General features: G+C 43.3%; 10 protein-coding genes. 9 read left to right on the top strand and 1 reads right to left on the bottom strand.

All coding sequences use genetic code 11. From position 1 onward, the window contains the following. From rpsI to IPM34_14670, 4 genes are all read left to right on the top strand, one after another. A complete protein-coding gene (gene rpsI, locus IPM34_14685; GenBank protein ID MBK8956782.1) occupies positions 1-396 on the top strand; it encodes a 30S ribosomal protein S9 in 396 nt (131 codons plus the stop codon). Positions 397-427: 31 nt separating this feature from the next. Then, positions 428-1147: a 30S ribosomal protein S2 gene (rpsB, locus tag IPM34_14680; protein MBK8956781.1), complete on the top strand. Its 720-nt coding sequence runs from the start codon at positions 428-430 to the stop codon at positions 1145-1147. Between the two features lie 33 nt (positions 1148-1180). Further along, the gene (locus IPM34_14675; GenBank protein ID MBK8956780.1) at positions 1181-2017 is read left to right on the top strand and encodes an elongation factor Ts; all 837 of its coding nucleotides are present in this window, start codon (positions 1181-1183) and stop codon (positions 2015-2017) included. 118 nt (positions 2018-2135) lie between these two features. Then, the gene (locus IPM34_14670; GenBank protein ID MBK8956779.1) at positions 2136-2843 is read left to right on the top strand and encodes a UMP kinase; all 708 of its coding nucleotides are present in this window, start codon (positions 2136-2138) and stop codon (positions 2841-2843) included. 208 nt (positions 2844-3051) lie between these two features. Here the strand turns inward: IPM34_14670 and IPM34_14665 are convergent, their stop codons facing one another. Beyond that, entirely contained in the window at positions 3052-3555 is a 504-nt protein-coding gene (locus IPM34_14665; protein MBK8956778.1) for a DUF1761 domain-containing protein, read from the bottom strand. Positions 3556-3804: 249 nt separating this feature from the next. Here IPM34_14665 and ruvA point away from each other — a divergent pair, with 249 nt between their 5' ends. The 5 genes from ruvA to IPM34_14640 all read left to right on the top strand — a co-directional run bounded on the left by ruvA (position 3805) and on the right by IPM34_14640 (position 13256). After that, the gene (gene ruvA / locus IPM34_14660; protein ID MBK8956777.1) at positions 3805-4398 is read left to right on the top strand and encodes a Holliday junction branch migration protein RuvA; all 594 of its coding nucleotides are present in this window, start codon (positions 3805-3807) and stop codon (positions 4396-4398) included. 79 nt (positions 4399-4477) lie between these two features. Further along, a complete protein-coding gene (sprA, locus tag IPM34_14655) occupies positions 4478-6865 on the top strand; it encodes a cell surface protein SprA (protein MBK8956776.1) in 2388 nt (795 codons plus the stop codon). Continuing rightward, positions 6816-7103 (top strand): hypothetical protein, encoded by a 288-nt coding sequence (locus IPM34_14650; protein ID MBK8956775.1) that lies wholly within the window; start codon positions 6816-6818, stop codon positions 7101-7103. Before sprA (IPM34_14655) ends, IPM34_14650 begins: the two co-directional genes overlap by 50 nt. Further along, a complete protein-coding gene (gene sprA, locus IPM34_14645) occupies positions 7042-11865 on the top strand; it encodes a cell surface protein SprA (protein MBK8956774.1) in 4824 nt (1607 codons plus the stop codon). Before IPM34_14650 ends, sprA (IPM34_14645) begins: the two co-directional genes overlap by 62 nt. Positions 11866-11927: 62 nt before the next feature. Then, positions 11928-13256 carry a T9SS type A sorting domain-containing protein gene (locus IPM34_14640; GenBank protein MBK8956773.1) on the top strand — a complete coding sequence of 443 codons (1329 nt, stop codon included), beginning with the start codon at positions 11928-11930 and terminating at the stop codon, positions 13254-13256. The last annotated feature ends 99 nt before the right edge of the window (positions 13257-13355 follow it).

The following is a 13355-nucleotide window of genomic DNA, read 5'->3' as shown; positions in this document are numbered from 1 at the left end:
ATGGAAAACATCAATGCCATTGGTAGAAGGAAAGCAGCGGTTGCCCGCGTATACCTGAAGAAAGGTACTGCCGGCGCTACTGAAATTACCATCAACGAAAGAAAACTCGAGGAGTACTTTCCAATAAAAGACATTGCTCAAAAAGTAATGGATCCGGTCCTCGTTGTGGCCGGCGATCAGGTGTATGACATCAGTGCCACCGTTGCAGGAGGAGGATTGAAAGGTCAGGCGGAGGCTATTCGCTTGGCTATTTCCAGAGCCTTTTGCAAACTCGATGCAGAAAGCCGCAAGCCCCTCAAGGAAAGAAATTACCTGACCCGCGATGCAAGAGAAGTAGAACGCAAAAAGTTTGGATTGCGCAAAGCACGCCGGAGATCACAATTCAGTAAACGTTAATATTATTTCAAAAGAGCACGAATTATATATCATGGAAAAACCCACCTACCAGCAGTTATTAGAAGCCAATGTACATTTTGGACATTTGCGCAGAAAGTGGAATCCCAAAATGCGCCAATTCATCTTCAAAGAACACAAAGGCGTTCACCTGATAGATCTCAACCGCACAGCGGAGTGCCTGGATAAGGCAGCCAACGCTATGAAGCAGATCGCCAAATCCGGAAAGAAGATCATGTTCGTCGCCACCAAAAAGCAGGCACGTGAGATAGTGGCAGAAGCTGCAAAAAGCGTAAACATGCCTTATGTGACTGAACGTTGGCTTGGAGGCATGATGACCAACTTTGCAACCATCCGCCGGTCCGTTAAAAAGATGAATAACATCGAAAGAATGTTGACCGACAACAACGTTACCAACATCACCAAAAAAGAGCGCCTTACACTGAGCCGTGAAAAAGATAAAATGGAACGCGTACTGGGTGGTGTAGCTACTCTCAACAGATTGCCTTCCGCAGTTTTTATAGTCGATATCCTCAACGAGCATCTCGCTGTAGATGAAGCCGAAAGCCTGGGCATACGTACGTTTGCAATGGTGGATACCAACAGCAACCCCAATCTTGTCGATTTCCCGATACCAGCCAATGACGATTCATCCAAATCCATCGCCCTGATCACTCAATACATGGTTCAGGCTATCCGGGAAGGATTGGAAGAGCGCAATGCCGAGGTGAAAGAAGAAAATGTAGCCAGCTAAACTTACAATCGTTAGTTCATTAAATAAATACTTATGAGTTTTACTTTATCAGCATCAGATGTTAAAAATTTAAGAGATAGTACAGGAGCAGGAATGATGGATTGCAAAGCTGCCCTGACTGAAGCCGAAGGAGATTTTGAAAAAGCCATAGAGATCCTCAGGAAGAAAGGTCAGAAACTATCACTCAAACGTGCAGACCGCGAAGCCAGGGAAGGTGCTGTTATTGCTAAAGTCAACGATGCCAAAAACAAAGGCGTGGTTATTAAACTTAGCAGCGAAACGGATTTCGTTTCAAAAAATGAAGATTTCATCCAAACTGCAAAGCGCATCGCCGATATCGCACTGGATAGCTATCCGGAGAACCTGGAGAGTTTGCTGGCACAGCCTTTTGATGGGTCTGTAAAAATTGGAGATAAAATAACCGATATGGTTGCTGCCATTGGAGAAAAAATAGAATTGACCAACTACGAAAAACTTGAAGCCGCACAAGTCGAAAGTTATATTCATATGGGCAACAAAGCCGGTGTGCTGGTAGGTTTGAACAAAGCTTCTGATGCATATTCCGACGCAGGTAAAGATGTGGCCATGCAAGTTGCTGCCATGAAACCCATCGCACTGGATAAAGGAGATGTGGATCCTACGGTCATCGAAAAAGAGATCGAGATCGGAAAAGAACAGGCACGCGCTGAAGGCAAACCGGAAGCCATGCTCGAGAAAATTGCCATGGGAAAACTCGAGAAATTCTACAAAGAAAGTACCTTATTGCATCAGCAGTTTGTAAAAGACGGAAGCTTGACCATTTCAGCTTACCTTAAAAATATAGATAAAGATTTGACAGTGTCGGGATTCAGACATGTCAAATTAGGATAATCTGGAAAAAAATAAAAAGGGCGGATGATGTTTCATTCGCCTTTTTTTTGGCTGCTTGCTAAATATGAGTTAAAATTGTTATACCGGAATGTTTCGGGATGACAGCAAACTTTCAAATATGACTGCATACAAACGGATTCTATTGAAGTTGAGTGGCGAATCGCTTATGGGCGAACAAGCATATGGTATCGAACCCCGGATGTTGCACTATTATGCACAACAAATCAAGATGGCAGTCGATCACAAGATCCAATTGGCTGTAGTCATCGGGGGTGGAAATATTTTCAGAGGTATGGATGGGGAAGGAAGCGGTATCGAGCGCGTTCAGGGCGACTACATGGGAATGCTGGCCACTTGCATCAACGGGATGGCTTTGCAAAGCGCACTGGAAATGATTGGAGTATACACCCGTCTCATCACAGCCATCGAAATGCGGCAAATTGCAGAGCCGTACATCCGCAGACGAGCCATCAGACATCTCGAAAAAGGACGGGTTATCATTTTTGCTGCGGGAACCGGGAATCCCTATTTTACAACCGACTCCGCCGCTGCTTTACGAGCCAGCGAACTCAATGTGGATGTGATCTTAAAAGGCACCCGCGTAGATGGCATATACACCAAAGATCCACTCAAACACCCGGATGCCACCCGTTTCGAAAAACTCAGTTTCGACGAAGTCATATCCAAAGGCTTGAAGGTTATGGACATGACCGCATTTACCATGTGCAAAGAAAATCACATGCCGATCATTGTATTCGACGTCAATCAACCCGAAAATTTTGGACGCATCATCCGCGGTGAGAATGTGGGGACGATGGTGTCGTGAAAGGCTAAAGGCCTAAGACTGAAGGTTAGAAGGAAGAAGCTTGAATTAAAATTTCTAACAAATGTTAGGTATGGTTGAGTTTATAAAATCAAAGTATGAAAATCAAGAATAACTGAGAAATAATTTTCCTTGCCTTGTGCCATTGATTGCAAGCCTTTTTACCTTCAGCCTTTTTACCTTCAGCCTTTTCACCTTTAGCCTAAGTCATTTATGCTCCCCATGCACATACCACACCCCCCATCAAAGCCATGGTGACAATCCAAAAACCTACATTGATGGCAATGTATTTCCATGACTTTTGCTCGAACATCGCATTGATGGCCAGAATCGGTAAAGCGATGAACAAACCTCCGATGATGCCGTGAATTGCACCGTGTTTAAAGGTGCGGAATTCATTTCCGTATTTGCTTAAAAAATCATTGAAATACTGAGTGACTTCTGTTCCCTCCTGACCAAATCCGGGCACATTCAATAAAGTCGACATCATGTGGATCTGATGGATGGTCATGGATAACATCGACAGCGATAAAAACACGCCCAATAAAAATGTTAATCCAAATACCAGAGCCATGTTGACTTGCCCGGCTTTTTCTTCTGTAAGGCCGGTCATTTGCATCCAGGCTTTGCCGAATACGCTGGGATGGTACCAGATGAATCCAATAATCAGCGGAATGATCCCCGCACCAATGATTACTAACCAATTAATTTCCATGTGAAAAATTTAAAGTTGATAATGTTGTTCGAATTCCAATTCATCATCTTTCGATGAAGAATGGAAATTAAAGGTATAAAAAGGAAAACAAAATAAGGTTCAAAACCAATATTCTGCAGAAGAAAGGACTTTATTCAAGCGCGGATCAGATCTGCTATGTCAAATGTATTTTAAATAATATAATATATAAATCATACATTTAGTAGTTCTTAACTATAAATTATTAATTTTACAGCTCGATTTAGTTACATGATCTATTCCATCCGGGGTAAAATTTTAGAAAGGCATCCCACTTATGCTGTGATCGATACTCATGGTGTCGCCTATCAGATCTTTATCAGTCTGTATACCTATTCACATCTGGCCTCTGCTGGGGAGGTGTGCCTGCTCACTCATCTGATTATCAAAGAGGACGGGCATTACCTATACGGTTTTAATACCGAATCGGAAAGGCAGCTTTTCGTCCAGCTGATCTCCGTGAATGGCGTGGGTCCGAACACAGCCAGGCTGATCCTTTCGTCGCTCGAACCGGATTCAATCAAGGCAGCTATTGCAGGAAAAGACGAGCTGGTGTTCCGAAAGATCAAAGGAGTTGGTCCCAAAACGGCCCAAAGAATACTCATCGATCTGCACGATAAGGTAGCTAAAGACGGAATCACCGATGCTTTGTCGGGAAGCCAGGGATCTGCCCACCGCATCAAGTCCGAGGCATTGTCCGCATTGGTCGCATTGGGTTTTGCCAGGGCAGCAGTCGAACAGGTATTTAAGGATCTTCCCGAATTGAAAGACCCCGAAACAAACCTGGAACATCTTATTAAAGCCGCACTAAAAAAATTAGCCTAATCCCCGTCTTGAAATACCTTAAGCAGTTTTTTATCGTTATATCGAGACGGTTTTTCTTATGAACTATTTTAATGTCTCTATGAATCATTTGGGTAGCTTGCTTTTGCCGATACTGGCCTCTGTTTGTATTGTTATTTCGGTTGCAGCTGAGGGAGGACGTCATATTCCTGATTGGAATGAATTGCCCGTAAAAATGAGCCGGGACACCGTGCCTTTGAAAGATCGTCCGGGTAATTTTGTCGAAAACCGCATTAAAAATCCATTCGACCTCAAAGACCCCAATTCTATCGACCAGGATATTGAATACGATCCGCAAACCAACAGCTTTAAGGTTACAGAAAAAGTGGGCGACGTCGAGTACAGGCCCGGTACGACCCTGACTTTCGACGAATACATGAAGTTTAAAGCGAGACAACAAGACAAAGATTACTATAAAGAACTGGCGGGCATTTCTACTGGAAAAAAATCATACGGTGAACTCATTGACCCCATTACAAAAATCGACCTCAAAAAGAATCTTGCCGATAAATTGTTTGGTGGATTTGGCATTGACATCAAGCCCCAGGGTTCCATAGGCTTTTTTGTAGGTGGTTATTACAATTTTACGGACAATCCGCAATTACAGGATTATCAAAAACGCCAGTGGGGTCCCGATTTCGATACCGACATCCGCATGGATCTTACGGGCAGCATCGGCGACAAACTCAAATTAAACGCCAACTACGATACCAAAGCGGCATTTGATTTTGAAAACAAACTCAAACTCGCGTATGACTCAGAAAAATATTCGGAAGACGACATCATCAAAAAAATCGAAGCAGGAAATGTCAGCCTGCCTTTGCGAACCAAATTGATTCAGGGCAGCCAGAATCTTTTTGGCTTTAAAACCGACTGGCAATTTGGTTATTTGCGGCTTACCGGGTTGATCTCCCAACAAAAATCGAAACAGGAAAACATTCAGGTCAAAGGGGGAGGTGTCATTCAGGAATTTGAAATCAGGCCGGATGGTTACGACGAAAACAGACATTTCTTTTTAAGTCCTTACAACCGGAACACTTACGAATTCGCTCTCGAAAAACTTCCGGAGATCAATAGTCAGTTTAAAGTAAAGGACATCGAAGTCTGGATTACAGAAGATGCACAAAACAGCCGGGAAACCGAATTAAGAGACATCGTAGCGCTGGCAGATTTAGGCGTGTCTGATCCCGAGCAGTTTGACATGGGCGAAATGGCTGCACAATCTTATCTTCCGGGCAGGGCCGTGTCCAAAGACAAAAGCGGCGTGGAAGTACCTTCCAATACTTCCAATACGCTCCTGGATAAAATTTTAGAAAATCCGGAAGCACGCGATCTCAATAAAGTCGTTCGCTATTTGTCGGATCCCAATGGATTGAATCTGAAACAGGGACGCGATTTTGAAAAAGTCCGCGCACGCCGCTTGAATCAAAGTGAATACAGCTACCACGCTGACCTCGGTTTCATTTCACTGCGCCTCAGACCCCGTCCCAATCAAGTGTTGGCAGTTGCTTACCATTATTTGCAAAATGGCAGGGACATCGATCCAAGATCCGGGGCCACCTACAAAGTAGGTGAGTTTACTTCAGAAGTAAAATCCGATTCGCTGAGTTATAAAGTCATTTTTGTGAAGATGTTAAAATCATCTGCACAGCGTACCGATCTACCCTCCTACAGGCAAATGATGAAAAACGTTTATCCTACTGGAGGCTTCAATCTCAATCCGGATGATTTTACCATCGACATTTATTACGAGGACCGCGACGGTAAACCCAAACGATACATTCAGGAAATTGACGGTTATCCATTGTTGAATTTATTCCGCATGGACTTCCTCAATAAAACCAACGATCCTCAACCGGATGGGGTGTTTGATTTTATTTCAGGGCAAACCGTAATTCCAGCCAGTGGTGCAGTGATTTTCCCTGTATTGGAGCCCTTTGGATCTTCGCTTTATAAATTACTGGTCAATGTAGTGCCCAATAAAGACACCATGCTGGCCCGAACCATTTTCGATAAATATAAATATACAGCCCTCTACGATACATCGATTACTTCTGCCAGGCGAGAATTGAAATCCAATCAATTTATCATCCGGGGTTCATACAAATCAGGAAAATCAAATGAAATTTCGCTGAATACATTCAACCTGGACCCCAATGCAAGGGTGGTAGTCAGTGCAGGCTCACGATCGTTAGTTGAGGGGTCTGATTACATCGTCGATCGCAATCTCGGCAAGGTGACGATTCTCAACGAGGCCTTGCTTCAGTCGGGCGTACCCATCAATGTCGATTTTGAAGACAGTGCCTTGTTCAGCTTTCAGACCAAAACCATGATCGGTTTGAGAGCCGAATACTCCAAACGAAAAGACTGGAGTGTGGGAGCTACCTACATGCATTTATTTGAAAAACCATTTACCGAAAAAAGTAAATATAGGCGAGGATCCAATTAATAATCGAATTGTCGGTCTGGATTTTAACGTGGCTAAAAAAGCTCCCTGGATGACCCGCGTTCTCGATAAACTTCCTTTTTATTCAACCAAGGAAGCTTCTTCATGGAAGCTTGAAGCAGAAGGAGCTGCTTTATTACCAGGACACTCCAATACCATCAACCAACAGGGAAGCGAAGGTGGAGTTGTATACATCGACGATTTCGAAGGCGCATCATCCAGGTATCGGACTCGGATTTAATGTTTCACAATGGGTATTGGCCAGTGCACCACAGGGCATCAACGATTTACCATTTCAGGGTTCCGGTATTTACGATAATGTCATCAGCAATGCCAACAGGGCATTACTGTCCTGGTACCGCATTGATGATTTTGCACGCGTGAGTACATTAAATGCCAACAATCATTATACGAGGCTGGTCGACGAAATTGAAATATTTCCCAACAAACAACGGCCCATTGGTTTCAGTACCGAGCTGACTTTTGATATGACTTACTATCCATCGGAAAAGGGTCCTTATAATTTCGACATCAACGGTGGATTGCAAGCTAACGACCCACTTTTTGGAAACGTATTCACTGCAGGGATCGATCGCGACAACAAATTGTTGCAACCCGAAACCCGCTGGGCTGGTTTGATGACCCGTCTCAATACCAATGATTTCGAAGCCAACAATGTGGAATACATCGACTTCTGGATGTTAAATCCATTTCTTCCCAAAGCAAATGGTTCAGAACCCGTAACGGGCGACGGTAAATTGTATGTGCAACTTGGAAATTTCTCAGAGGATATTTTCAAAGATGGCAAACAACAATTCGAACACGGATTACCAACACCTGATCTGAATTTATTGACCGATCCATCCGTATTCGGAAAAGTCAGCCGATTTCCTCCAATCACCAGCAGCTTTGATATCAACAACCGCGAAAGACAGGATCTCGGATTCGATGGATTAAACAGCGTCTCTGATAATTTTGAAAAAGATGAAAATACTTTTCTGTCAGGATACATATCACAACAACAGAACTTTTTAAATCCGACAGCCTTTGCTGAGCTTGCAAAGGACCCGGCCAACGATGATTACATCTCATATCGCTCGAACACTTTTGCGCCCAATATTCCGGTCACCGATAAGTACAAACGCTACAATATGCCCGAAGGCAATGCACAGATCGAAACCGGAAACATTCAATCTACAGCCTACACGGGTTATCCGGATCAGGAAGACATCAATTTTGATAAGTCCCTGAACGAAATTGAATCTTATTACAATTATGAAATTCCAATTCGGAAAACCGCTGACAATAAAATTGACTTTGATCCGGCTTCACTCGATAATTTCATAACGGACACTGTAATCGTTCGGGTACCGGGTCTTCCGGACGATGAAGTATGGTATCGTTTCCGTATTCCGGTGAGATCGTTCACAAACAAGATTGGAGAGATCCAGGATTTCAGATCCATTCAAAGCATGAGGATGTTGTTTTCGGGATTTGACCAAACGGTTACGTTTCGCTTTATCAAATTCCAACTGGGTAGAAATGCATGGAGAAAATTTGAAGATGTTTGCGATGCTCAGGATGCAGGAAATAAAGTACTCATCCTCGATAAAGTTGATATTGAGGAAAATGCAGGGAAAACACCATTCAACTATACCACACCACCGGGAATTCAAAGAGAGCGCTTTTACAGTTCGCAATTCGCCGATATACCTCAGAACGAATCTTCCATTTTGTTAAAGAAAGAAGACCTGAAACCCAACTGTTCGCAATCCGTATACAAGATCATCGATCTCGATATCCGCAAGTACAAAAGATTAAAAATGTTCGTGCACGGTGAATCTCTTAAGTCCAAGGACAATAAAGGACTTTGCGTTTTTATCAGATTGGGAAAAGATTTTACAGACAACTATTACGAATACGAAATCCCGCTGCGATTTTCTGATGAACAACATTTTGATCAGAGGGATTCCATCTGGCTTAAGGACAATGAATTTGATTTTCCGCTCCAGCTGTTGTTGGATCTGAAAACAGAAAGAAACAACGTCGTTCCTGATTTTGGGGCCTATTCAAAACCTGATCCGGAAAAACCAAAAAATACCGTTAAAGTGGTTGGAAACCCAACCATCGGATTGGTCAGAGGGGTACTCATAGGTTTTAGAAATAAAAGTTCCGAAGTCGTAGAAGACCTCGAAGTCTGGTTCAATGAATTGCGTTTATCGGGCCTCGAAGAAAAAGGCGGAGTCGCCGCGACCGTTCGTGCAGAAATGCAATTGGCAGATCTTGGCAATATCAGCGTTGCCGGTAATTATGCATCTGTTGGCTGGGGTGGCATCGATCAAAAACTGGATCAGCGTGCTACCTATGAAACAGTCCAATTGGATGCCGGACTTAACATCTCTTTGGATAAATTTTTACCACAGAGTGTAGGTATAAAAATTCCAATGGCTCTGCAATATTCCAATACGACCCTGACACCCCAATACGATCCCAACGATACGGACATCGAACTCAAGGATAAAGTCAATGCGGCAAGCAACCAGGCTCAAAAAGATTCCATCCGGGATCGCGCCATCGATTTCTCCGAAATAAAAAGTATTGCATTCAATAATGTTCGCAAAGAAAGAAAAGGAAGTGGCAAACCAAAACCATGGGACATTTCAAACTTCTCAGTGAGTTATTCCCATTCAGTGGCCAACAAGCATAATCCCATCATTGCAAAAGACGAACTCAAAACTCAGCAGGGAGGTGTCGATTACAATTATACCCTGACACCAAAATATATCGAACCCTTCAAGAAATTAGTTACAAGTCCGCATCTGAAATTTATCGGCGATTTTAATTTCAATCCGGTTCCGAATTCTTTTTCAGTGAGAAACAATCTCAACAGGAAAGCAGCAACAAGAACATACCGTTTTGCTGATCCCAAATACAGTACCTGGGAAGATCGGAAGTTTGCATGGACCCGGGATTATACGTTGAACTGGGATCTGACCAGATCAATTAAGATTAATTTCAGTGCTAAGAATGAGGCTGCAGTAGATGAAATTACTTTTAATCCGCTTCGCCAAGCTTATGTCAATCCGTTAACTGATCAGGAAGTTCAGGCCAGCGAACGCGGAAGATTTTTGCGAGATAATTTAAAATCTTTTGGCCGAACCAAAGACTACCGTCATAATTTCACCATTTCTTATCAATTGCCAACAAAACTATTTCCGCTATTGGATTTTGTGACCATCCGCACCCAATACACTGCTAATTTCAATTGGGCAGGTGGATCTATTAACTCCATCGATAGTCTTGGTTCAGTTATTTCAAATACCCAGAATATCAGCGTCACGGGTGAATTGAATTTTTCAACCCTGATCAATAAATCTGCATTTCTTAAAAAATACAACAGCGAAGGTCCGGCTTCCGGTAGATTCAGACCATCGGTGCGAAACCAAACCGATCCGAAAAAAGATGAAAAATCCAAGGACCGGAAGAATGCCAAATCAGACAAGCCCAATCCATGGATGAAGGCTGCCCTGACACCGATTACCATGCTCAAGCGCATGCAGATGAGTTATGCTGAAAACAAAGGAACCACCATACCCGGATTTATGGAAAAGCCCGAACTGATGGGTTTGAGCTCGGGCTTTGATGCACCCGGTTTTAGTTTCATCACCGGGGGACAACCGGATTTCAGTGAAGACGGATGGCTCGATAAAGCAGCAGAAAAAGGATGGATCTCTCAAAGTTGTTATTTCAACAAAGAAATGTTGCAGAAGAACTCCAATACCCTGAGTTTTAAATTTAAACTCGAACTAAAGGATTTTAGCATCGATCTGAACGTAGACAGAACCTATACTAAAGATTATTCAGAGACATTTAAGTACGACAGCATCATTGGTACCAATACTTTGGGATTTCAACATTTCACCCCATTTGAAAACGGCCAGTTGAGTTTATCTTACATATCCCTGCAAACCATATTTGCCAGCGACATCAACGATGTGTTTGACCGGTTTAGCGATGCCAGACCGATCATCTCGCAGCGTGTTGCCGATCGTTTGGGGATTAAGAATCTAAGTCCAACCAATCCCGATTACCGGGATGGATTTCAGGGCGATCACATCGATGTTGTAGCTCCCGCATTTTTTGCAGCATACACCGATAAGGACCCCAATAAAGTTGGTCTCGATCTGTTTGAGACTTTACCATTACCCAACTGGATAGTGAGCTACAATGGACTCAGCAAATTGAAAGGACTTAAAGATATTTTCCAGGATTTCAGCATCCGCCATTCGTACAAGAACACATTGACCATAAATAGCTTCAAAAGCAACCTGGATTATCGGAAAGACGCCAATGAGGTTCCGCTTGCAAGAAGAGGAAACGATTCGCGCGCTTCTTATCACGCCCGTTACGAAGTTCCCGAACTAGTGATTGCAGAGCAATTTGCCCCGCTGATCGGAGTAAATATAAAAACTAAAGCCGGGATGGAGCTCGGTTTGGATTACAACAAAAACCGGAATCTGAATTTAAGAAACGGCATCGACGGCCAATTGCTGGAAACTAAGGCTACGACCTATACCATTAAAATGGGATACATCATTAAAGATGTATTTCTGGCCTGGTTGCCCGGAATGAAAGCTTTGAACAAAGATTACAAACCGCCCAAGAAAACCAAAAAGAAGAAAAAGAAAACGAAAGATGGTGAAGAAGAAATAGATCCGGATGCCAACATCAACAATCCGAAAGGAAACGATCTCGAAATCAGTTTCGACTTTGGGATCAATGACAACCGGACAAAAATTCACAGGCTTGATGCAAACGTCAATGCACAGGATAACAGCGGATCCAAACAGATCAGTTTTACCCCGGCGATCAAATACAGCATGAGTAAAAATTTGAACATACGATTGTTTGTAGATTACCGAAAGACAATCCCCTATGTGCAGAGCCAGTATAAAGATGTTCGCATCAATGGGGGGTTGAATGTGCAGTATACTTTGAATTAGTGCGTTCCCGAAAGGCGTATTAAACGATTTCTAATTTGCAGTGTCTAAATTGAAAAAGAAATATGCGCCATCTCCTAATCAGCTCGATGATATTATGCTTCTTGTGGAATTTGTCGGGGCAGGCTTTCCTGAAACCATTTATTGGATTGACCAGCCGACCTCTTTTCAGCGACAGCATTTGTGAGATCCAGAACTACCTGGGTAATTTTGAAAACAGCGGTTATCGCTATCTGGATACTGCCCATGACTTTCAGTTATACGATATCAATGGGGGCTATTTCCGTCTGTCTGAAATGCTCGATAAGGGGAAACCCGTATTGCTCATTTCTTCAAGTTACACCTGCCCGGTCTTTAGAGGCAAGATTCCAGAGATCAACGAGCTCTTCGCCCAATTCAAGGATCAAATCGAAATCGTGGTGGTGTATACAGTAGAGGCTCATCCAGATAAGGACATCAGTCCCTATTTCGGAAGAGTGAATACCGGACAGCAAAATATTGGTGCTGGAATATTATATCGCCAACCAGCAACCTACGGCGAGAGAAAGCGCATTATAGAAGACATGCTTCTGGCACACAAGATAGATGCGAAGATTCTTATTGACGGACCCTGTAACGAATGGTGGTACCATTACGGTCCGGCTCCAAACAACGCCACTTTGGTTGATACCGATGGCCGGATAAAAATCAAACATGCCTGGTTTGACCGCGATCCAGACGATATCTTTTGCGATGTTCAAAAATTTTTGGATCCTCAAAGTGTTTGCGATAGTGTAGGAACAGGAATATCGACGTTTAGCTTTCAAATGAAAACAGACAGCGTCGTCAAAGCGGAAGTGAATGGAGTAAGCTATGTATCCGGAACTTTAAAAAATACAGGGAATAACAAAGTCAGGATCGAAATTCAGAGATTGCTCAACGACTTACCGGCTGGGTGGTCCTCAAGTATGTGTTTGGATGTTTGTTATCCTGCAGATGTAGACAGCACCCAAATCAGCCTGGAGCCGGGACAGGAAATGGAGTTCATCATCGATATTTTTACAGGGCCAGATCCCGGGACAGCCAGACTGCGAATGGGTATGCGGAATGTAGATGATCCAACAAACAGAAGCAGTTTCAGGATCACGGTTCAATCGGAGGAACCTACAGCCTTGGAAGAAGATGTTGTTGCTGATGTAAAAGTGTTTCTGGTTCCGGCGGAAGAGATTTTACGGATCCGGACCAACCAATACGATGCTTACCAATTGCTTAATGACCGGGGACAGATCATCCGAAGTTCGTGGTTTCAGGAAATAGCAACCATAGACCGCAAGGGGCTGAGCAACGGGATGTATATTCTAAAACTTAGCAACCCGAAAGGGCAGCATTATTACAGGAAAGTTATTTTTATATAAATGACGCAGTTGCCGCTGATCATTGGATATAATTGAACCCGACCCCGCGATACATTCACTTCAGTGAATCCATCTCCAGGGATGAAATAAAGATCCATC

It is taken from the genome of Saprospiraceae bacterium (genome assembly GCA_016716185.1).
Taxonomy (GTDB): domain Bacteria; phylum Bacteroidota; class Bacteroidia; order Chitinophagales; family Saprospiraceae; genus Vicinibacter.
The sequence above is the reverse complement of the archived record's forward strand: the minus strand, read 5'-3'. Positions and strand labels throughout refer to the sequence as shown.